At 44.9% G+C, this 20,769-nt stretch carries 22 protein-coding genes; 14 read left to right on the forward strand and 8 right to left on the reverse strand.

What is annotated here, in order from left to right:
- Window positions 1-135: 135 nt before the first annotated feature.
- From D1814_RS08380 to cutA, 6 genes are all read right to left on the reverse strand, one after another.
- Window positions 136-1,080 carry a hypothetical protein gene (locus tag D1814_RS08380; protein ID WP_118491306.1) on the reverse strand — a complete coding sequence of 315 codons (945 nt, stop codon included), beginning with the start codon at window positions 1,078-1,080 and terminating at the stop codon, window positions 136-138.
- 389 nt (window positions 1,081-1,469) lie between these two features.
- Window positions 1,470-2,813 (reverse strand): acetyl-CoA carboxylase biotin carboxylase subunit, encoded by a 1,344-nt coding sequence (gene accC / locus D1814_RS08385; RefSeq protein WP_118491308.1) that lies wholly within the window; start codon window positions 2,811-2,813, stop codon window positions 1,470-1,472.
- A 14-nt stretch (window positions 2,814-2,827) separates the two neighbouring features.
- A complete protein-coding gene (accB, locus tag D1814_RS08390) occupies window positions 2,828-3,292 on the reverse strand; it encodes an acetyl-CoA carboxylase biotin carboxyl carrier protein (protein WP_118491310.1) in 465 nt (154 codons plus the stop codon).
- Between the two features lie 14 nt (window positions 3,293-3,306).
- Window positions 3,307-3,747 (reverse strand): type II 3-dehydroquinate dehydratase, encoded by a 441-nt coding sequence (gene aroQ / locus D1814_RS08395; protein ID WP_071816406.1) that lies wholly within the window; start codon window positions 3,745-3,747, stop codon window positions 3,307-3,309.
- Between the two features lie 298 nt (window positions 3,748-4,045).
- Entirely contained in the window at window positions 4,046-5,851 is a 1,806-nt protein-coding gene (locus tag D1814_RS08400; RefSeq protein ID WP_409049185.1) for a protein-disulfide reductase DsbD, read from the reverse strand.
- A 150-nt stretch (window positions 5,852-6,001) separates the two neighbouring features.
- Window positions 6,002-6,316, reverse strand: coding sequence for a divalent-cation tolerance protein CutA (gene cutA / locus D1814_RS08405; protein ID WP_118491312.1), 315 nt, complete (start codon window positions 6,314-6,316; stop codon window positions 6,002-6,004).
- 213 nt (window positions 6,317-6,529) lie between these two features.
- Between cutA and D1814_RS08410 the strand changes: the two genes are divergently transcribed.
- The 10 genes from D1814_RS08410 to ppiC all read left to right on the forward strand — a co-directional run bounded on the left by D1814_RS08410 (window position 6,530) and on the right by ppiC (window position 15,697).
- Window positions 6,530-7,054, forward strand: coding sequence for an FxsA family protein (locus D1814_RS08410; RefSeq protein WP_118491314.1), 525 nt, complete (start codon window positions 6,530-6,532; stop codon window positions 7,052-7,054).
- A 290-nt stretch (window positions 7,055-7,344) separates the two neighbouring features.
- Window positions 7,345-7,635 carry a co-chaperone GroES gene (locus D1814_RS08415; RefSeq protein ID WP_012520088.1) on the forward strand — a complete coding sequence of 97 codons (291 nt, stop codon included), beginning with the start codon at window positions 7,345-7,347 and terminating at the stop codon, window positions 7,633-7,635.
- A 40-nt stretch (window positions 7,636-7,675) separates the two neighbouring features.
- Window positions 7,676-9,319, forward strand: a complete 1,644-nt coding sequence (gene groL, locus D1814_RS08420) for a chaperonin GroEL (protein ID WP_118491316.1) — start codon at window positions 7,676-7,678, stop codon at window positions 9,317-9,319.
- A 459-nt stretch (window positions 9,320-9,778) separates the two neighbouring features.
- On the forward strand, window positions 9,779-10,186 hold the full coding sequence (locus D1814_RS08425) for a hypothetical protein (protein ID WP_118491318.1): 408 nt from the start codon (window positions 9,779-9,781) through the stop codon (window positions 10,184-10,186).
- Window positions 10,187-10,333: 147 nt separating this feature from the next.
- Window positions 10,334-11,275 (forward strand): ubiquinol oxidase subunit II, encoded by a 942-nt coding sequence (gene cyoA, locus D1814_RS08430; protein WP_118491320.1) that lies wholly within the window; start codon window positions 10,334-10,336, stop codon window positions 11,273-11,275.
- 2 nt (window positions 11,276-11,277) lie between these two features.
- Complete coding sequence (gene cyoB, locus D1814_RS08435) at window positions 11,278-13,263, forward strand: cytochrome o ubiquinol oxidase subunit I (RefSeq protein ID WP_118491323.1); 1,986 nt, start codon at window positions 11,278-11,280, stop codon at window positions 13,261-13,263.
- Window positions 13,263-13,880 carry a cytochrome o ubiquinol oxidase subunit III gene (gene cyoC / locus D1814_RS08440; RefSeq protein WP_118491325.1) on the forward strand — a complete coding sequence of 206 codons (618 nt, stop codon included), beginning with the start codon at window positions 13,263-13,265 and terminating at the stop codon, window positions 13,878-13,880. Before cyoB ends, cyoC begins: the two co-directional genes overlap by 1 nt.
- Window positions 13,880-14,251 (forward strand): cytochrome o ubiquinol oxidase subunit IV, encoded by a 372-nt coding sequence (gene cyoD, locus D1814_RS08445; protein ID WP_118491327.1) that lies wholly within the window; start codon window positions 13,880-13,882, stop codon window positions 14,249-14,251. The genes cyoC and cyoD overlap by 1 nt, the downstream gene beginning before the upstream one ends.
- Before the next feature lie 183 nt (window positions 14,252-14,434).
- Window positions 14,435-15,331, forward strand: a complete 897-nt coding sequence (gene cyoE, locus D1814_RS08450; protein WP_118491329.1) for a heme o synthase — start codon at window positions 14,435-14,437, stop codon at window positions 15,329-15,331.
- Between the two features lie 84 nt (window positions 15,332-15,415).
- Window positions 15,416-15,697, forward strand: a complete 282-nt coding sequence (gene ppiC / locus D1814_RS08455; protein WP_118491331.1) for a peptidylprolyl isomerase PpiC — start codon at window positions 15,416-15,418, stop codon at window positions 15,695-15,697.
- 58 nt (window positions 15,698-15,755) lie between these two features.
- Here ppiC and D1814_RS08460 read toward each other — a convergent pair whose 3' ends face one another.
- Together D1814_RS08460 and D1814_RS08465 are read right to left on the reverse strand one after the other, a co-directional pair.
- Window positions 15,756-16,502: a hypothetical protein gene (locus D1814_RS08460; RefSeq protein WP_118491333.1), complete on the reverse strand. Its 747-nt coding sequence runs from the start codon at window positions 16,500-16,502 to the stop codon at window positions 15,756-15,758.
- Window positions 16,503-16,595: 93 nt separating this feature from the next.
- Window positions 16,596-16,784 (reverse strand): DUF6435 family protein, encoded by a 189-nt coding sequence (locus tag D1814_RS08465; protein ID WP_118491335.1) that lies wholly within the window; start codon window positions 16,782-16,784, stop codon window positions 16,596-16,598.
- A gap of 514 nt (window positions 16,785-17,298) precedes the next feature.
- On the opposite strand from D1814_RS08465, the gene D1814_RS08470 reads away from it, so the two are divergent.
- From D1814_RS08470 to D1814_RS08485, 4 genes are all read left to right on the forward strand, one after another.
- Complete coding sequence (locus tag D1814_RS08470; RefSeq protein ID WP_118491337.1) at window positions 17,299-18,456, forward strand: NAD(P) transhydrogenase subunit alpha; 1,158 nt, start codon at window positions 17,299-17,301, stop codon at window positions 18,454-18,456.
- A gap of 2 nt (window positions 18,457-18,458) precedes the next feature.
- The gene (locus tag D1814_RS08475; protein WP_014951245.1) at window positions 18,459-18,740 is read left to right on the forward strand and encodes an NAD(P) transhydrogenase subunit alpha; all 282 of its coding nucleotides are present in this window, start codon (window positions 18,459-18,461) and stop codon (window positions 18,738-18,740) included.
- An 11-nt stretch (window positions 18,741-18,751) separates the two neighbouring features.
- Window positions 18,752-20,140: an NAD(P)(+) transhydrogenase (Re/Si-specific) subunit beta gene (locus D1814_RS08480; RefSeq protein ID WP_118491339.1), complete on the forward strand. Its 1,389-nt coding sequence runs from the start codon at window positions 18,752-18,754 to the stop codon at window positions 20,138-20,140.
- A gap of 189 nt (window positions 20,141-20,329) precedes the next feature.
- Window positions 20,330-20,755, forward strand: coding sequence for an arginine decarboxylase (locus D1814_RS08485; RefSeq protein WP_118491341.1), 426 nt, complete (start codon window positions 20,330-20,332; stop codon window positions 20,753-20,755).
- Window positions 20,756-20,769 lie beyond the last annotated feature (14 nt).

Here is a 20,769-nt window from a genome sequence, read left to right on the forward strand (position 1 = left end):
GTAATCTAAAATAACTGAACGTATTAGCAAACCAGCCCGTAATCTATTATGCACTGTTAAAGTGTGTACGCGTTCTTGCTGTTTGGCCCATCGTTTGATGGGCCTTTTTTTATTTATGAAGTCACATACTTTTGCTTAGCTTTTAAAAGAGAGCTTCACCCCAGCCAGTACTCGACTGACACTATCTACGACATCAGCTCTTATAAACCACTCAACATTATGCTTTTCAGACAGCAAACCGTGAAATTCCAGCGAGCCACCGTGACCTGTGCCCAAAAAATCTTCAATTAGTTCAGCGCGTTCGCCGAAGCTACTGTTTATATAGGAATAGTATGCGAAATATTCTATAGGGTATGACGTGTTAAATGCACTGGCTGCAAATTCGCCGCTAGTTCCCACCACGATTTTCGCAGCACTTTCATCGATACGCTGTACCAGTTCGACAAACGCAGTATCTTCATCGTTTACTCGAAACCGGTACTCAGCACGGGCAAATGTACCGTTGAGCATTTTTTCAAAACTGGCTTCATAGCTATGGCGCTGGTCCATTTTTGCCGAGTATTCAATCTCGAAATACGCATCTTCTCCGCCAATAGCAAAGGCCTCAGATGCTTCTGCGTTAGCAAGTTGGCCAACAACCACTTCAATGGCGGTGTCGTTTGCTAATTGTTTAACGTGACGTACCCCGGTTATCCAACCGTCTTTTGATAAGCCGGTGGAAGAAACACGCCCCTTATAAGTTGGAATAACACCTAGCTCAGTTTTGCCGTAATCGCTCTGGTGTCTTACATAAAGTCGCCTTGCATAGAGATAATCGGTGTTATCGCTGCCGAACGTATTATGACTTGATGAAAAGTCATCGCCCGTAACGACAAAACTGTTTACTGACCACGTTGATGTGATGGCTAGAGAGGGATAGTAGCGCAATCGGTATTGCTCTCTGCTAGGGCGATTAGAACTTTCATCGTATCGAACTTGAATGTCTAGCTTCTGTGAGAAGGAAGGCGTTATTGGCTCAGCGAGAGCGTCAGTTCCAGTAACAATGATGAGTGGCAAAACAAGAAAAACCGGTTTTCGCACTTATTAAACCCTACACGGCGTGACTAATTAGTTTATACATTAAATCTAATTAATTGGCGCAGATAAATTGCAATGTAATGGGGAAAAAGGCAAAAAAAAGCCGGCAGGGATGCCGGCATAAGTGGAGTGGGACTCCAATAAGGGTAAACACACAACAGTATTAAAACTCAGGGAGATGTCTTAAAACTTGTATGCAGTATAGAACCAGTTTTTGAATAAAAAAATCGTTAAAAATTGATTGTGGTAATCGGAAAATTAGAATGCACTGAATAGTGAATAGTGAATAGTGAATAGTGAATAGTGAATAGTGAATAGTGAATAGCGAATAGCGAATAGCGAAGGAAGAAAATTGGGCTACACGAAAGACACTGTGTAGCCCAAAGGGGGGATTAGGCTAAACCTAGCTTCTTCTCTAGGTAGTGGATGTTGGTCCCGCCTGCGAAGAAGTTTTCATCGGCCATAATGGCGCGTTGAAGAGGGATATTCGTTTTAATGCCCTCAACCACAATCTCTTCAAGAGCATGGCGCATACGAGCAATAGCCTCGTCGCGGCTTTCACCATAGGTGATAAGCTTACCAATCATTGAATCGTAGTAAGGTGGCACGTGGTAGCCCGCGTAAATATGTGACTCCCAACGAATACCCAAACCACCCGGCGCATGGAACATATCGATAGGACCAGGGCTAGGAATAAAGGTTTGTGGATCTTCTGCGTTAATTCGACATTCAATAGCGTGGCCACGAATTTGAATTTGCGACTGATCAATTGACAGTGGCTGACCCGCTGCAATGCGAAGTTGCTCTTTAATAAGGTCAACGCCCGTGATCATTTCAGATACTGGGTGCTCTACCTGAATACGGGTATTCATTTCAATGAAATAGAATTCACCGTTTTCATATAGGAACTCGAACGTACCCGCGCCGCGATAACCTATTTCGATACAGGCTCTGCGGCAGCGATCGCCAATTTTTGCACGCATTTGCTCTGAAATGCCCGGCGCCGGTGCCTCTTCAACCACTTTTTGGTGACGACGCTGCATTGAACAGTCACGCTCACCTAGGTGAATGGCGTTACCCTGTCCATCGGCTAATACCTGAATTTCTACGTGACGTGGGTTTTCAAGGAATTTTTCCATGTAAACCGTAGCGTTACCAAAGGCCGCGCCAGCTTCCGCTTGCGTGGTCTCAATGGCTTTGACAAGTTCACTTTCGCTGCGGACTACGCGCATACCACGACCACCACCGCCGCCAGCGGCTTTAACGATGATTGGGTAACCAATGCGCTTTGCAATCGCTTTGTTGCGTTCAGCGTCGTCCGTTAGCGGGCCGTCAGAACCAGGTACACAAGGAACGCCAGCTTTTTTCATGGCGTTAATAGCAGAAACCTTGTCACCCATTAGGTTAATAGTTTCAGCTTTAGGACCAATGAAAATAAAACCGCTCTTTTCTACCGCTTCAGCAAAATCTGCGTTTTCCGCTAGGAAACCGTAACCAGGGTGAATGGCGATTGAATTTGTGACCTCGGCCGCAGCAATAATGCGAGGAATGTTCAGGTAGCTTTCGGTTGCCGATGCTTTACCAATACAAATTGATTCATCAGCTAGCAACACGTGCTTCAAGTTTTTATCTGCAGTAGAGTGCACGGCTACGGTTTTGATGCCTAGCTCTTTACAGGCTCTCAAAATACGCAGGGCAATCTCACCACGGTTAGCAATAAGTACTTTATCTAGCATAGTTAAGCACTCGCTTATTCGATGATGAACATTGGCTGGTCAAATTCTACAGGGTCTTGGTTTTCAACCAAGATTGCCTTAACCACGCCTGCTTTATCTGCTTCAATTTGGTTCATCATCTTCATCGCTTCAACGATACAAAGCGTGTCGCCAACTTTTACCTGCTGACCAACTTCTGCAAACGGTTTTGCCGTTGGTGAAGATGCACGGTAGAACGTACCTACCATTGGAGACTTAACAACGTGACCGTCTGGCTGAGCTGGCTCTGCCGGCGCCTCAGACGCAGTGGTAGCAGCCGCTGCAGGCACAGGGGCCATTTGTGGTGCAGCTGGTGCTGCAAAGCTGTAGTTCATTGGCGCTTGAACACCCGTTGGACCACGGTGGATGCGTACAGACTCTTCGCCTTCAGTGATCTCTAGCTCGGCAATGCCAGATTCTTCCACTAGTTCGATGAGTTTTTTAATCTTTCTAATATCCATGTTCTGTCTCTGCTCTATTTTGGCGATTTCGGTAAATTGATTGCTGCAGTTAACGCGAGCGAATAGCCCATGGCACCAAGGCCAACAATGACGCCAGCTGCAACATCAGAAAAATAAGAATGATGACGAAAAGGTTCACGAGCGTGAACGTTCGACAAATGCACTTCAATAAACGGGATATTGACACTTAATAATGCATCACGAAGGGCGACACTGGTGTGCGTGAAGGCAGCAGGATTAATGATAATGGCATCAACAGTTCCCATAGCAGCGTGTACGCGGTCGATCAGTTCAAACTCAGCGTTTGACTGAAAATGCGTTAAGGTCACGTTGCTCGACGCAGCCTGCGCCTGCAGATCATCTACGATGTCTTGCAAGGTTTGTGTGCCGTATTTGTCGGGTTCTCTTTGGCCTAACATATTCAGGTTAGGGCCGTTCAATAACAAAATATTCATCTAGTTTGCTGCTATCTTCGGGAAAATGTCACGGTTATTGCCATTTCAACAAAATTTTGTGACAGTTGCACGAAAAAAAGCCAATTTATTTGCTCGTTTATTGTCTTAACTGATGATTATAGTGATAGATAAAGATTTAGCAGCAAAATACTGGTCTAATCAGGTGTTTTCGGCGCAAAGTTTATTGGGGGGTGTGCTCGATTGGAGCTTGTAAAACCGCAGCATGCTGCGGTCTTAGAAGGCGGCGTCTTGCACCGCTCGCCATATAAGAAAGGGGATGGCCTCGAATCGAAGCGCCTTAATCCAAGCGACCACTTTGAGTAACATTAACGTTAGACCCATTGTTAAGCCACTCGTTTACGTGGCCAGCAAAGGCGTCTGCTTTCATAAACCCGGTGACACGGGCTTTGGTTAGCTCGTCGCCGTTTTCGTCAAAGAACAAAATAGTCGGCAGGCCTAGCACAGTAAAGGTGTCAAAAATCTCTTGGCGCTCTGGCGTATTATCGGTAAGGTCCATTTGCATCCATACTGTATTGCTAAGCGCTGAAACCACTTGCTCATCGGGGAATGTGTACTTTTCAAATTCCTTACAGGCTACGCACCAGTCGGCGTACAAATCGACCATTACGGTTTTACCTTGTGCGTTAGCCGCCGCTATTTTATTGCGTAAGTCTGCTAAGTCTCTGGCAACAACAAAGTCTGGGTGCCCTGCGTGTACACCGTTAGCGTGTTCGCCCCAAAGTCCAGTGTTAAGACCTGCTTGATAGGTAAGGCCAGCACTTCCCATAATACCCATCGCTACAATAACAGCGCGTACAAGCTTCATCAGTGAGTTTTTACTTGCGCGGTTAAGCGCCCAGTAATAACCGAATAAACCAAAACCTAGTACGCCCCACAGGAAGCCAGTGGCAGGGCTATTATATAGTCGCTCAATAAACACAATGGCCACGGCAAGCATCATGAAGCCAAAGGTAACTTTTACCACATTCATCCAGTTGCCCGCTTTAGGCAGTAGTTTTCCGCCTGTCATCCCAAACAGAATAAGTGGTACGCCCATACCTATACTTAACAAGTAAAGCGAAACAAATCCCAGCGTCATATCGCCAGTTTGGGCGATGAATAACAATATGCCGGTTAGCGGCGCAGTAGTGCAGGGCGATGCGATAAGACCTGATAATACACCCATTATAAATACCCCTGCGAAACTGCCGGGCGTTTGATTGTTACTCATGTGGGTGAGTTTTTCTTGATACTTTGCTGGCAGCTGTATTTCAAAGCCACCAAACAGCGCGATGGCTAGCGCCACAAATAGCACAATGAATACGCCCAGCACCACAGGGTGTTGAAGTGCAGCTTGGAACTGCGCGCCAGCTACCGCGACCACTAGTCCGAGTAGTGAGTAAGTAATCGCCATACCTTGAACGTAAACAAAGGTTAACCAGAATGAATGCGATGCGGTTTTAGGCTTGCCCTGACCAATCACAATGCCAGACACAATGGGATACATTGGAAACACGCAAGGCGTAAAGGCTAAGCCTACGCCTAGTGCAAAAAATAGAGCTAAAGTGAGAGCGAGGTTATTTTTGTCGATTAGCCTTTGCGCTAAATCGAACTGCTCGCTTTGCGAAGACGACGAGGTAGGCGCGCTATTTGATTCTGTTGCCCCATCTACGTTTGTTGTCGTATCGGCTCCTACTTCGTTTAAGTACACGACTTTTACCGTAGGTGGGTAACAAAGCCCGGCATCAGCGCAGCCTTGATAGCGAATTTTAACTACGCCGTCACTGCCTGCCGATTCGATAGGCAGGGTAATAGATACGCTGTTGTAAAATACTTCAGACTCACCGAAAAATTCATCTTCAATCATTACGCCGGTTGGGTACACAGGCTCGCCGACTTCAGCTTCTTTCGTCACAAACTTGAATTGTTTAAGGTATAGATAATAGCCATCGGCAATATCGAAGCTTAACGTAAGTACATCGTTTTTTTGATTGAAATCGAACGCGAAGGCTTGGTCTACATCCAAAAACTGAGGCTCATCTGCAAATGGGTCGTCGAAGACATTGGGCACCTGTGCAGAGGCGAACGCGCTTAATAGCGACATTAAACAAAACACGGAGAGAACATAAGCAGTAAAGCGATGGAACAGCGAAGCTGAAGCAGTGCCTGATAAGAAAGAAGGTGAAGTCATAAAGTTACGGTTCATTTTATCTATTTTGCGTTGTCGTTATTTTTATTGGAAATACGTTTTTAACTAGCGCTGTAGCGTGGTTTGTAACCACTGACCGTAAGCGCTGCTAGCCTCGGCGTTAAGTTCTAGCCATTCAGGTACATCGTACGGATGTAGCTCGCTAACCTTATCAAAAGCTTGTAATGCAAACTGTGTATTCGTCTTAATGATCAACTGGCATTCCGTATCGGCCTCTATCTTACCTTGCCATTCATAAACAGACTCAATACCCTTAATAATATTCACGCACGCTGCAAGCCTATTTTTAACCAAAGTGTTGGCAATCAACTGCGCTGTCTTTTCATCTGGAGTGGTACACAGTACAAGCTTTATTGTCATAAACGTTTTCTACCTTTTTCGTGCCTGTTACTTTGCTAATGAGTCAATGCGTAATAGACCTGAAACTCCACACTATTCTTTCACAGCCAAAGTATATAACGGTCGTTATCGGTCGCTTTAAGTAGCTATTTAAGCGAAAGGGTGGGCACCTTTTCTTGTTATTACGTACAAAGACCTTATAACAGGTTATGAATACATGAAAGAGGAAGCATTTTGCGGGTTTTATTTATACTGTTTGCCCTATTACCTATTTTAGAAATTGCGTTGCTAATTAATGTAGGCAGCGTAATTGGTGGCTGGAATACCGTTGGCTTGGTACTTCTTTCTGCCTTTATTGGTGCTTATTTTGTTAAACGCGAAGGGGTAAGCACACTGAAGACGGCACAAGAAAAAATGCAGCGAAATGAAGTGCCGGGTAAAGAGTTGGTTGAAGGTTTGATGCTGGTGGTTGCGGGCATTTTACTTGTTACGCCAGGCTTTATTACTGATATCTTCGGCTTCTTATTGGCAATGCCGGGCTCTCGTCACTTCTTTGCTGCACAGGTGAGTAAGCATATGAAAATGCGCGTTGTTGCTCCAGGAATGGGGCCGGGAGCTTCAGGTTTCGGGCAAGGACAGTCTCCGTTTGGGCAAAGCCCTTTCGACGAGCGTTCACGCTCACACAATGCTGATGGTGATGTGTTTGAAGGTGAGTACTCCGATCGCACCACCAACGATCCGGATAAGCGCTTAAAATAGAAAGATCTACAGGCCCTAATTTAACGGCCCCTCCCTTAGGTTATGAACGCCGTTTACCGCGATAAACGGCGTTTACTTGCTCAATAAAAAGAAGTATTTAGCGAAAAAACCAATTTTTTTACATTTTTTTGTTTAAAAACCCTTGAAGTTATCTGGGTACTACCCCATTTATCCGAGCAGACAAGAATTTAACTGCTCAGCAATGAGCAACCCAGGCACACAACATTCAGGCAGTCTGAATGTTGGTAATCACATAAACTTGAATAGTGGAATTTTCAGGAGACTTGAAAATGGCAATTCGTCCTTTACACGACCGCGTAATCCTTAAGCGCGCAGAGCAAGAAAGCAAATCTGCAGGCGGTATCGTTCTGACTGGTTCTGCAGCAGAAAAATCTACACGCGGCGAAGTAATCGCAGTAGGTAACGGTCGCATTCTTGAGAACGGCGAAGTTAAAGCGCTTGACGTTAAAGTAGGCGACACCGTTATTTTCAACGACGGTTACGGCGTTAAAACAGAAAAGCTGGATGGTGAAGAAGTACTAATCCTAAGCGAAAGCGACATTCTAGCGATTGTTGAGTAATTACAACTAACGTTAAAACGAATTTTAGAGGAATTTAATCATGGCAGCTAAAGAAGTACGTTTTGGTGATGACGCTCGCAGCAAAATGCTAAAAGGCGTAAACACACTAGCTAACGCAGTTAAAGTAACACTAGGTCCAAAAGGCCGTAACGTTGTTCTAGACAAGTCTTTCGGTTCACCTACTATCACTAAAGATGGTGTATCTGTAGCGAAAGAAATCGAGCTTGAAGACAAGTTCGAGAACATGGGCGCTCAGATGGTAAAAGAAGTAGCGTCTAAAGCAAACGACGAAGCGGGCGACGGTACTACTACTGCTACTGTACTTGCTCAAGCAATCGTTACTGAAGGCCTTAAGAGCGTTGCAGCGGGTATGAACCCAATGGATCTTAAGCGCGGTATCGACAAAGCGGTTGTTGCAGCGGTTGAAGAGCTTAAAGCCCTTTCTACTGACTGTGCAGACAGCAAGTCTATCGCACAAGTAGGTACTATCTCTGCAAACTCTGATGCAGAAGTTGGCGATATCATTGCTCAAGCAATGGAAAAAGTAGGCAAAGAAGGTGTAATCACTGTAGAAGAAGGTCAAGCACTTCAAAACGAACTAGACGTTGTTGAAGGTATGCAGTTTGACCGCGGTTACCTATCTCCATACTTCATCAACAACCAAGAAAACGGTACTGTTGAACTAGACAACCCGTTCATTCTATTGGTTGACAAAAAGATTTCTAACATCCGCGAACTACTTCCTACCCTTGAAGGCGTAGCGAAAGCTGGTAAGCCGCTTATGATCATCGCTGAAGATGTTGAAGGCGAAGCGCTTGCTACACTAGTAGTTAACAACATGCGCGGTATTGTTAAAGTTGCAGCGGTTAAAGCACCTGGTTTCGGTGACCGTCGTAAAGCAATGCTTCAAGACATCGCCATTCTAACTGGCGGTACTGTAATCTCTGAAGAGATTGGTCTAGACCTTGAAAAAGTACAGCTTGAAGACCTAGGTACTGCTAAGCGCGTAGTTATCAACAAAGACAACACAACTGTTGTTGATGGTAACGGCGACCAAGAAGCGATTGAAGGCCGTTGTGCTCAAATCAAAGGTCAAATTGAAGAGTCTACTTCAGACTACGACAAAGAGAAGCTTCAAGAGCGTCTAGCTAAGCTTTCTGGCGGTGTTGCAGTAATTAAAGTTGGTGCAGCGACTGAAGTTGAAATGAAAGAGAAGAAAGACCGCGTAGAAGATGCACTGCATGCAACGCGTGCAGCGGTTGAAGAAGGCGTGGTACCTGGTGGTGGTGTAGCACTAGTTCGTGCAGCAGCTAAACTTGCTGACCTAACTGGCGACAACGAAGACCAAACAGTAGGTGTTAAGCTTGCACTACGTGCAATGGAAGCGCCTCTACGTCAAATCTCTATCAACTCGGGTGCAGAAGCATCGGTAGTGGTTAACGAAGTGAAGAACGGCGACGGTAACTACGGTTACAACGCAGGTAACGACACTTACGGCGACATGCTAGAGATGGGTATCCTTGACCCAACTAAAGTAACGCGCTCTGCACTACAGTTCGCATCTTCAATTGCTTCACTAATGATCACTACTGAAGCAATGGTAGCTGAACTACCTAAAGACGAAGCAGCAGCTCCTGCAATGCCTGATATGGGCGGCATGGGCGGCATGGGCGGCATGATGTAATCATCCCACCAAGCTTAACGCTTTAAAGAAAAGCGCAGCTCTTAGAGCTGCGCTTTTTTGTTTTCGGTCTAAATACGCCTTTGAAAGCCTTTCCATTTATCGCAGGTAAAAGAGAGTTACCGCATTTTTTGTAAATTGAAAGTCTTTTTGATAACCATGTTATATGTAACAATTTTTTATCACTTGTACTCTTCAAAGCGCGGGCGTATAGAAATCAATTTGCCGTATTGTCTTACTTGTAGAGTCATGTAGGCCATCAGCCTAATAATTACCCCTACCAACGATTTATAGGGGGTATGTTAAAAAAGTGTTTCTTTAAGCGGTGGGCGCAATTATTTAAGCGTATTATCAAGCTTCTTTGGCCTATTGAATTAACGCTAATTAGCCTTTAACCTGCCTCGCCTGCTTCATATGTGAAGTAGGCAACTAGCACAGTTTTTTAAAGGCATACTACCCACTATGGCACCACGTTCTTTCGCTTTTTTAAGCGAATTGAATTCATTAATTAGACCCGCAGTAAACTACACCAATGGTGTAGGCGCTATGCTGTGGTTAGCTAATATGGTGCTGTTGCTGAATGTTGCGCTAGTTATTAGTGGCACCATGGCCGACGCTACAGAGTTTGTCAGTGCATTTAACGAAAGCTTGGTCTTCGAGCCTTTCGTTATTGCACTTACTAATCACACGCTTTCACAATTTATCGTTCCCACTATCGCGTTGGTTTTAGTCGGTTTATTGGTTAAAGCCACGGCTATAGCAAAGGCGCAAATAACAAAACAGCGCCGACCTATCCCTTACCTTTGCCCTACATTTCCTCAGCCTTTTGTTCAAACGGTTGGCAGCAGAGCGCCCCCGCTTTTTAGTTAAACGTCTCCGATTTATTAGACACCATAAGTGCTGCGCTTTAAGCGTAATAACGCCACTTCTGGTGCGTTTTTCGATGCTGTAAACCCGTAGTTCCATTCGGAACTGCTCAGTCATCGCCGTTTAACTTGTGGGTTATAGGAACTTGTTTTGTCTATTCGTAACCTTTTTACTTTGATTGTTGCTGGTGCTGGGCTTACGTTAGCCGGTTGCAGCGGTGGCGTACTTGACCCTAAAGGGCAAGTGGGCATGGATGAAAAGAACCTTATTATTCTTTGTACCATCCTGATGCTGATTGTAGTTGTTCCCGTCATTGTGCTTACGCTTTACTTCGCATGGAAGTATCGCGCCAGCCGCGACTTTGAAATTTATACCCCTAAATGGGCACACTCTACGAAGATAGAAGCCATTGTATGGTCCATTCCTATCTTAATTGTCATTTCATTAAGCGTAATAACATGGCGCTCGACACACGCGCTCGACCCCTATTCACCATTAGAAGGTAAAGGAGATCACCTTACTGTTGAAGTGGTATCGCTCAACTGGAAATGGCTGTTTATTTACCCTGAACAGGGTATTGCAACGGTAAATGAATTGGTGTTTCCGGCTAATAAACCTGTGGCGTTTAAAATCACTTCTGAAAGTACTATGAATTCGTTTTTCATTCCTCAGTTGGGAAGCCAGATTTATTCGATGGCGGGAATGGAAACCAAGCTTCACCTTATCGCCGACGAGCCAGGTACCTACAAGGGTATTTCGTCAAACTACAGTGGCGCGGGCTTTACGGGAATGAAATTCAACGCTATCGCCACACCTACCGAGGGCGACTTTAACGATTGGGTTGCAAGCGTAAAGCAAGCACAAACAGCGTTAACTTCGGCTTCTTATGAGCAACTTGCCAAACCAAGTGAAAACAATCCGGTGACTTATTACAGCGAAGTGAGCGAAGGTCTTTTTCACGACATCGTGATGAAGTACATGAAAGATCACGGCTCTATGGACTTTTATAGCAAGCCAGAAAATGCCGCAACCGGCGAACATCACACAATGCCTCAAATGCAACACCGTCATCATCAAGAGGATGCACAATAATCATGTCTTTTTTAGGTAAATTATCTATAGAGGCCGTGCCCTATCACGAGCCCATTATCATGGTGACACTTGCCGTTGTGGCAGTGCTTGGTGTGGTTATAGCCATGCTCATTACCAAACACAAACAGTGGGGTACCTTGTGGTTTGACTGGATCACGTCTGTCGACCACAAACGTCTAGGTATTATGTACATAGTATTGGCTATGATCATGTTACTGCGCGGCTTTGCCGATGCCATTATGATGCGCACTCAGCTTGCAATGGCAACTAATGGCGCGCCCGGGTATCTGCCACCAGAGCACTACGACCAAATCTTCACAGCTCATGGCGTTATTATGATCATATTCATGGCGATGCCGTTTATGATTGGCTTAATGAACATCATTTTGCCACTGCAAATTGGTGCTCGCGATGTGGCGTTTCCTTTTTTAAATAATTTGAGTTTTTGGCTAACCGCAGGTGGCGCAATTCTAGTGAATGTGTCTTTAGGGTTAGGTGAATTTGCTAAAACAGGGTGGGTTGCTTATCCGCCGCTAGCCGGGTTGGAGTTTAGTCCCGGGGTTGGCGTGGACTATTACATATGGGCCCTGCAGATATCCGGGCTCGGTACCCTGTTAACTGCCGTAAACTTCTTAGTTACCGTGTTTAAAATGCGTGCCCCTGGCATGAAGTTAATGCAAATGCCTATTTTCACCTGGACCTGTACGTGGGCGAATATTCTGATTGCCGCGTCGTTCCCTATTCTTACGGCTGTGTTAGCCATGTTAACGCTAGACCGCTATATGGACTTCCACTTCTTCACTAACGAAGCCGGTGGTAACTCTATGATGTATATCAACCTGTTTTGGGCGTGGGGACACCCTGAAGTTTATATTCTTGTACTGCCTGCATTTGGTATTTTCTCAGAAGTTATTTCAACGTTTACCGCTAAGCGTTTGTTTGGCTACAAGTCAATGGTTTATGCATCAGGGGCCATTGCCATTCTAGGCTTTATTGTTTGGCTGCATCACTTCTTTACCATGGGGTCGAGCGCCAACGTGAATGCCTTCTTTGGCATTATGACCATGGTTATTGCTATACCCACGGGGGTGAAGCTATTTAACTGGCTCTTCACTATGTATCGCGGCCGCCTTGTACTAAGTGTGCCTGTGCTATGGACGTTAGGTTTTATGGTGACTTTCACCATTGGTGGTATGACTGGCGTGTTGTTAGCTATACCTGGCGCAGACTATGTGCTTCACAATAGCTTGTTCCTTATCGCACACTTTCATAACACCATTATTGGTGGCGCGGTGTTTGGATACCTTGCAGGATTTGCCTTTTGGTTCCCGAAAGCGATGGGCTTTAAGCTTGACGAAAAAACCGGAAAAGCAGCGTTTTGGTGCTGGCAAATTGGTTTCCTTTTGGCGTTCATGCCCCTGTATGTGCTTGGCTTCTTGGGTATGACACGCCGTTTAAATCACACCGACAACCCAGACTGGAATATCTGGTTATACATTGCTGCATTTGGTGCGTTTGTTATTGCGATTGGCATTTTCTTCCAGTTACTACAGCTGTTTGTAAGCTTTAAAAACAGAGAAAAGCTCAACGACACAACAGGCGACCCGTGGAATGGTCACACGCTAGAGTGGTCAACAGCGTCACCGCCTCAGTTTTATAACTTTGCCAACATACCGCACGTCAAAGACATCGACGCATGGACGGACATGAAAGAACGCGGCGAGTCGTATCAACGCCCTGAAAATTACGCGCCTATTCATATGCCAAAAAACACTTCTGCGGGTGTGTTTATGAGTATGAGTTTTACCGTAATGGGCTTTGCGCTTATTTGGCATATTTGGTGGCTAGCCATTGCTGGTTTAGCAGCAGGAATAGGGGTGTTTATCAAACGTTGCTATACCGCAGATATTGACTACTACGTGCAGGTAGATGAGGTTGAACGAGTTGAAGCTACGCACTTAAGTGCAAATACAATAGGAGGTCGCTAATGAGTACTATTGCAACTTCAAGTGCAGCGTCAATGCCTCAAGCACATGCACATGAAGAACATCATGAGAACAACACAGTGTTTGGTTTTTGGTTGTATTTAATGACCGACTGTTTGCTGTTTGCATCTTTTTTTGCAACCTACGCCGTGCTCTTTATGAACACGGCAGGCGGTGTGTCTGGCAAAGATATTTTTGAACTCAACTTTGTGGCTGTGGAAACAGCTGCATTGCTCTTAAGCAGTATTACCTTTGGCTTTGCGATGATTTGTGCTCACCGGCAAAACAAATCGGGTGCACTTGCTTGGCTGGCGGTGACATGGGCGCTGGGAGCGTGTTTTATCGGTATGGAAGTCTATGAATTCCATCACCTTATCGAGCATGGCAACGGACCGCAGCAAAGTGCGTTTCTAACGGCTTTTTTCTCGCTAGTAGGGCTGCACGGATTGCATGTTACAGCAGGTCTAATTTGGATGACCATCATGTTTATTGAAGTAACCCGCCGAGGCCTTGGTGAGCAAACCGTTACCCGATTAAGCTGCTTAAGCCTGTTTTGGCACTTCCTCGATATCGTGTGGATATGTGTATTTACCGTAGTGTATTTAATGGGGGCAATGTAATGGCGTTACACGATGCAAAATTAGCTTCGGATTCGAATATCCACGCTTCATCTAAACATAGTAGTGATGCTAGCCATGGCGATGTGAAGTCTTACGTTATTGGCTTTATTTTATCTGTGGTTCTTACCGCCATTCCGTTCACCTTGGTGATAAATGGTGATTTTTCTAAAGTTACAACCATTTGGAGCGTGGTTACCTTGGGCTTAGTTCAAATTTGGGTGCACCTTAAATACTTTTTGCACCTTAACTTTGTTACCGAAGAAGGCAGGGCAAACACGTTTTCGTTTTTATTCAGTGCGCTTATAATTTTCATGGTGGTAGGGTTATCCGTTTGGATCATCTACGAATCGAACGCCATGATGATGTACTAGCAAATCACTGTGTATATCGGAACTAGCCTGACGATTATGTCAGGCTTTTCAACGTGTTTACCTAATCGTGTTCAGTACGATAAGCCTTCATGTTTTGCCTTTCAAAAGGGCCCTCAACATTGGGACTTGCAGTACATCTTGATGCGCGTATCAATCAACACGTTCTAATTTTGGATTTTACCCATGACCTCTACCTTTAAACGTTATCTGTCTGTAACTAAGCCCGGCATCATTATGGGTAATGCCATTTCAGTAACGGGCGGTTTCTTATTAGCGTCCCGCGGCGATATCGATTATTGGCTGCTACTTGCTACCCTTATTGGTTTGTCGCTGGTGGTGGCGTCAGGATGCGTAATTAACAACTGCATTGACCGAGACATTGACGGCAAAATGCAGCGCACGGCTAACCGGGTTACGGTAACAGGCGAGTTACCATTACTTACGGCGGTGTTGCATGGCACTGTGTTAGGCATGGCAGGGTTTGGCTTACTAGCAGTCTACACTAACCTTACTGCCGTATTCTTTGCCGCCTTTGGCTACGCTATTTATGTGGGCGCTTACAGCCTGTATATGAAGCGAAATTCGGTGTATGGCACCTTCGTTGGCAGTTTGTCAGGTGCGGTGCCGCCAGTGGTAGGTTATTGCGCGGTAAGTGGTCAGTTTGATATGGCCGCAGCTATCTTGTTGGGTATGTTCAGCATTTGGCAAATGCCCCATTCATATGCCATCGCTATCTTCAGATATAACGACTATAAGGCCGCGGGTATTCCTGTGTTGCCTGTATCGCAGGGTATTGCGAAAGCAAAGCGCCATATCGTCCTTCATATTGCGTTATTTGCCTTAGTTGTAATGCTGCTTCCGCTTAGCGGTTATACGGGCATTGGTTTTTTAACCGTGGCCTTTGCAACTAGCCTATGGTGGCTTTTAATGGCACTTCGCGGCTATAGACCTGACATCAATGTAGAGGGCTGGGCAAAGCGAGTATTTGGTTTTTCCATTGTAAATATAACGCTGTTATCTATCGCGATGTCGGTGGACTATCACACTACCGTTGATAGTCTATTTGCGATAGCTTTGTAGTGTTTATAAGCGCTTTTCTCTTACAGATAGTGATGTCCTCGTTTATAATTCGCACCTATTCACCACATGCAAATAGGCAGCACCATGGCAACGGCATCCGCACTTCACATTTTGGTAAAAACAGAGAAAGAAGCGCTTTCAATTCTAGAACAGCTTAAAAAAGGCAAAGATTTTGCGAGCTTAGCAAAGCGCCATTCCAAATGTCCGTCGGGTAAGCGTGGCGGCGACTTAGGCGAATTCCGTCGCGGCCAAATGGTAAAAGCCTTCGACGATGTGGTGTTTAAGAAAGAGGTGCTTAAAGTGCATGGGCCAGTTAAAACCCGCTTTGGTTTTCATCTGATAAAAACACTTTACCGGAGTAAATAGGCAATATAAGAAAGGCTGCAAAAGCCTTCCTGTCATCAAATAACAAACAGGCAATGTGCTAGTTACCCGGCTCCCACTTTTCACCGCATACTGTGTTTCGGGTGAAGATACCGTAAGGGCTGTTGGTCTCGTGAAGTGAACCGCGAAGTGCAGCGCCGTGATCTACTGCAATAAAAGGGGTGTCAGGCGCTTTGCCTTGCTCATCAAGCATAAAATAGTCGCTGGTGTAGCTTGTTAGCATCATGCGATTGTCGTAACCCATATCGCTTAGGCGAACCCGGGTAATGGCTTTGAACTTAGCGTTAGGGTTTGAAAGCCCTACAATCTTTTTAAAAAAGTAGCCTTTATCAGATTGCAGCTGCGAAAAACCGTTTAAGGTGTTAATCAGGGTTTTCAAATCTAGGGCTTCGCGCTGCAACATAAAGTCGTGATGAATAGCATTGCCATCTTTTCTAATGCTGTCTTTTGACGGTGTTTTACCAGCAGTGTAAGCCTGCTCTGTTTCTAGCGAAGAAAGGATGTCTTGCCCTTCCTCTGCATAGTGAACTAGGGCGTTTGTATTCATATTTACATAGTAGTCGCTGATCCCAGCAGGTACTACTTCAAACAGCATAACATCTGGGGTTACAACGCCGCGCTCTTCTGGCGTTTGAGGGCCTTTGGCAACGCACTTGTCAGAAATGAAATAGTAATATTGACCTGCTTCAATGGCGAAAGTTGTATTAGACAACACCGCGCAGGTGGCCAGAAGTAGTAGCCTAGAAGTGAGCTGCTTAATTGCCGTTACAGCACTGACTATTTGCATATCAAAGACGCCTTATTGTTTGGTGCATTTACGTGTAGGGCGTTATTGTAAGGGCTTAGAAAACAAAGGGCGAGAAAACTAGGGATAATTAGCTTAGCTGTTTTTTTCGTTATCAGGGTTTTCAACTTTTTCAATTTCTTTCCAAAGTGTCTCAGACTCAGCTGTTAGCAACGAATACGTTTTGATATCACCGTTTCGTTGTGCATGCATGGCTTTCTCCAATAAGGCGTCGTATTGCTTCCGCATTTTTTTCGTAGGGTTGTTATTAAAAAGTCTGAACATAAGGGAATCTCTTTGCAGTAGTTAGCGATATAACGCATTAAAGAAATGTTTTGATCACCAAACTTAATTAACAAACTTTCATAAACAAGGCGCGCGTTCAATTTTTCTTCAACAAATTCTTCATTTTGTAAGCTCTCAATCATTGTTAAAGCGTCCTCAAAGCAAGGTTAAACATTTACTTGTGTACGAAAAGTGACCATATTTTTCTTTATTCACATTGTGAATGAATGATTATCGAATCCATTTATTAACTGTATGCCATTTCGTTATTCGTATTAGTTATTAGTCGTAAGGAAAAGGTAGTGGTTAAGAATAAGTGTTTCGCGTAGCTTTGCTTTGCATTCGCCTAAAAATAAAGCGGTCCCATGGATAAGTACTGCAGAAAAAAGTGCGAATAAAACAAAAATTGAATGTAATTTAGCCAAGGAATGCTAAGCATAAGCGAATTAAATGGCTGCGCTGCATAAGGTTGGTGTCATTCTCAAATTGCCAAAAAAAGTGAGGAGGTGTATGTGTGAAGATCATAATTTTAAATGAGTCAAAAGCGCCGGATCCGCTCAATAATGTGGAGAAGCGCTGTGCAGCTACGCCAAGTAGTGCTCAACGCCTGGTGAAGAAAGGCGCAACTTTACTGCTCGAAACAGGTGCAGGAAAGGGTGCTGGTTATTCAGATAAAGAATATCAAGATGCAGGCGTTACAATCCTTGATGATATAAACGAAGCATTATCAACAGCAGATATGCTGGTAGCGGTGAATAAACCCACCGATGCACAGCTAGCGTTGATGAAAAAAGGGGCCATCGTGGTAGGCCATCTTGACCCTTTCTTTCAGCAACCGCTTATTGAGTCTATTGCAGAAAAAGGGCTAACCGCTATTTCTGTCGAAATGATTCCACGCTCATCTCGCGCTCAGAAAATGGATGCATTGAGCTCGCAGGCGAGCCTTGCAGGTTATGTCATGGTAATGCAGGCAGCGAATCAGTTGCCATCAATACTCCCTATGATGATGACACCGTCAGGCACCATAAAGCCAGCGAAGGTATTCATTATTGGTGCAGGGGTTGCGGGCCTTCAAGCTATAGCAACGGCGAAACGTTTAGGCGCAAACGTGCTTGCTTACGACACCCGTGCGGTGGTGACTGAGCAAGTAGAATCGCTAGGTGGTAAGTTCCTTAAGATTGACATTGGGGAAACGGGTCAAACGAAGGACGGTTACGCAAAAGAGCTTACCGATGAACAAAAAGCAAAGCAGCAAGAAGCGCAGCGCGACGCGATTGCCGACTCTGACATTGTTATAACTACCGCCCAACTATTTGGTCGCAAGCCGCCCGTACTTATTTCAAAAGATACGTTAGCACTAATGAAACCAGGTAGTGTGGTGGTTGATATGGCGGCTACATCGGGCGGCAACGTTGAAGGTTCGGTTGCTGGTGAAACAGTCGAAGTTAACGGTGTAAAGGTAATCGGTAACGGTAATTGGAGCCAGTTTGTGGCTAAAGCCGCCACGGATATGTACGCCAATAACATCTATAACCTTGTCGATGAATTCTTTGATGATGAAACCAAAACCTTTGGGCTGAATCTAGAAGACGACATTCTGGCCGGTTGTGTTATTACCCACGACGGTAACATTACCAACGACATGCTTAACAACGCATACAAAGGAGCCTAATCATGGAAATCATTTATTTACTTTTCATTGTGCTACTGGCTGCTTTTTTGGGTTTTGAGTTAATTCGAAAAGTGCCCGCTACATTACATACGCCTTTGATGTCTGGCTCTAACGCAATATCGGGTATTACTTTGGTCGGAGCATTGGTTGCCTCGGGTAGCGACAACAATTTGCTAACCACCATTCTTGGTACCGCTGCGGTTGCGCTAGCCAGCATCAATGTGGTGGGCGGCTATCTTGTTACCGATCGCATGCTTGGCATGTTTAAGAAAAAAGATAAATAAGGAGTACGCAAGTGAGTGATATCGTAACTGTAATAAACCTTGCGTATGTAGTTGCTGCGGCACTATTTATCCTGGGACTTAAATTACTTAGCCATCCAGATACTGCTAAGAAAGGTAACTTCATTTCTGCTATTGGTATGCTGGTTGCTGTGGTTGTTACCCTGCTTGACCAGCAAATTATAAGCTACCACTATATCCTTTTAGGGTTTGTACTTGGCGGCGCTTTTGGCGCGTGGAAAGCCAAAACCGTTGAAATGACAGCTATGCCTGAAATGGTGTCGTTATTTAATGGCTTTGGCGGTGCAGCCTCATTACTTCTGGGTTGGGCGACATTAGCGGGAATGAGCCTAATCACGCTTAAAACCGAAAGTGCATTTACCTTTATTACCCTGTTTTTCACAATTTTGGTGGGGGGGATTACGTTCTCTGGCTCGGTGGTAGCGTGGGGGAAACTGTCGGGCAAAATGAGCTCTAAAGCCGTGATTTTTACAGGGCTTCGTGAACTAAGTATTTTGCACTTAGTCGGTATGGTAGTGATTGGTTATTTCTTCACTACCGACCCAAGTAACCCTCTTTGGATATATTGTGCAATTGCCTTGTCACTAAGCTTCGGCTTGTGGGCGACCATTTCTATTGGTGGTGCTGACATGCCAGTGGTTATTGCGCTTTTAAACAGCTACTCGGGCGTTGCTGCGTCGGCGGCAGGCTTGGCTACTGGTAACACAATATTAATTGTTACCGGCCTATTAGTGGGTGCTTCAGGTTTAATTCTTACCAATATAATGTGTAAGGCAATGAACCGTTCACTGATGAATGTCTTATTGTCTGGTTTTGCGAAGCCAGTAGAACCGGGCGAAAAGATTGAAGGCGAAATTAAAGTATTAGCTGCGCAAGATGCATTTTATGTATTAGAAGCCGCGCAAGCCGTACTGGTGGTGCCTGGCTATGGTATGGCAGTTGCGCAAGCGCAGCATGCGGTACGTGAACTTCAATCTCTATTAGAAGAAAACGGCTGTACGGTCGATTACGCCATTCACGCGGTAGCAGGGCGTATGCCGGGTCACATGAACGTGCTATTGGCAGAAGCCGATGTGCCTTATGATCAACTGTACGAAATGGACGACGTAAACCCGCGTATGGAAAACTATGATGTGGTTATCGTTATTGGCGCGAACGACGTGGTTAACCCTGCGGCCAAAGAGATGAAGGGTAGCCCTATTTACGGTATGCCAGTTATCGAAGCCCATCGTGCGAAAACAGTCTTTGTACTTAAGCGCTCTGCGAATGCTGGCTTTGCCGGTGTAGACAACCCGCTATTTTTCAAAGACAACACACGCATGGTATTAGGTGACGCTAAGGACACTATAAACAGTATTATCCGAGAGTTCGGCGACGATTAATACGGCGTATACCTTTTATAGGCTATTTATAAAGACCTGCGAAGATGCAGGTCTTTTTTTGTTTGGGTATTAAACTCAATTACAACGTACTACAACCTTAGTTGTAGTTAATACGATTCGGCTCTAGTATGTGAAGGCTACAGAAGTTGAGTTTGCTGTTCATATAGTTGCATAGAGATGTACAAATAAATGTCTACGACCCCTTTTCATATTGAGCCGTTTAGAAATTGTATTTTAGTCACGCTTCGCGGCAAGTGGGATATGTCTACAAACATTCAGTATCTCGCTAAACTCTCTGATTGCTTGAAAACCCGTAAAGGTAGACCCTTCCACCTATTTGTAGACATGCGCGGTTGGCAAGTCCCCAATTCTGATACCTTCAATCAAATAAAAGCGCCTATAAAATTAGACCGGCGTAGCCAACTTAGCGAAACGTGGTTGGAAGATGACGAAACTGATGTTGAACATATCGCGCAGAAGTTTTTTAAATCGCCGGAAATTAATCTGGGATTTGAGCTTGAGCGTACTCAAAACATCTCGGAGTTTATAGCGCGTTGTGAAGAAAAAGCAGACAAAATAGTTATAGACTATGTTCGAACATGGATAGGCTCATAAAGGCTGGCGTTCGA

The organism is Alteromonas sp. BL110 (genome assembly GCF_003443615.1).
Classification (GTDB): Bacteria; Pseudomonadota; Gammaproteobacteria; order Enterobacterales; family Alteromonadaceae; genus Alteromonas.

Coding starts and splice junctions, on each gene's coding strand:
- cyoB (WP_118491323.1), top strand. CDS start 11,278: ATGTCTTTTTTAGGTAAATTATCTATAGAGGCCGTGCCCTATCACGAG.
- D1814_RS08485 (WP_118491341.1), top strand. CDS start 20,330: ATGTCTACGACCCCTTTTCATATTGAGCCGTTTAGAAATTGTATTTTA.
- D1814_RS08400 (WP_409049185.1), bottom strand. CDS start 5,851: ATGTCGCTATTAAGCGCGTTCGCCTCTGCACAGGTGCCCAATGTCTTC.
- cutA (WP_118491312.1), bottom strand. CDS start 6,316: ATGACAATAAAGCTTGTACTGTGTACCACTCCAGATGAAAAGACAGCG.
- cyoC (WP_118491325.1), top strand. CDS start 13,263: ATGAGTACTATTGCAACTTCAAGTGCAGCGTCAATGCCTCAAGCACAT.
- D1814_RS08465 (WP_118491335.1), bottom strand. CDS start 16,784: ATGTTCAGACTTTTTAATAACAACCCTACGAAAAAAATGCGGAAGCAA.
- aroQ (WP_071816406.1), bottom strand. CDS start 3,747: ATGAATATTTTGTTATTGAACGGCCCTAACCTGAATATGTTAGGCCAA.
- D1814_RS08425 (WP_118491318.1), top strand. CDS start 9,779: ATGGCACCACGTTCTTTCGCTTTTTTAAGCGAATTGAATTCATTAATT.
- groL (WP_118491316.1), top strand. CDS start 7,676: ATGGCAGCTAAAGAAGTACGTTTTGGTGATGACGCTCGCAGCAAAATG.
- ppiC (WP_118491331.1), top strand. CDS start 15,416: ATGGCAACGGCATCCGCACTTCACATTTTGGTAAAAACAGAGAAAGAA.
- cyoE (WP_118491329.1), top strand. CDS start 14,435: ATGACCTCTACCTTTAAACGTTATCTGTCTGTAACTAAGCCCGGCATC.
- accB (WP_118491310.1), bottom strand. CDS start 3,292: ATGGATATTAGAAAGATTAAAAAACTCATCGAACTAGTGGAAGAATCT.
- D1814_RS08415 (WP_012520088.1), top strand. CDS start 7,345: ATGGCAATTCGTCCTTTACACGACCGCGTAATCCTTAAGCGCGCAGAG.
- D1814_RS08475 (WP_014951245.1), top strand. CDS start 18,459: ATGGAAATCATTTATTTACTTTTCATTGTGCTACTGGCTGCTTTTTTG.
- accC (WP_118491308.1), bottom strand. CDS start 2,813: ATGCTAGATAAAGTACTTATTGCTAACCGTGGTGAGATTGCCCTGCGT.
- D1814_RS08460 (WP_118491333.1), bottom strand. CDS start 16,502: ATGCAAATAGTCAGTGCTGTAACGGCAATTAAGCAGCTCACTTCTAGG.
- cyoD (WP_118491327.1), top strand. CDS start 13,880: ATGGCGTTACACGATGCAAAATTAGCTTCGGATTCGAATATCCACGCT.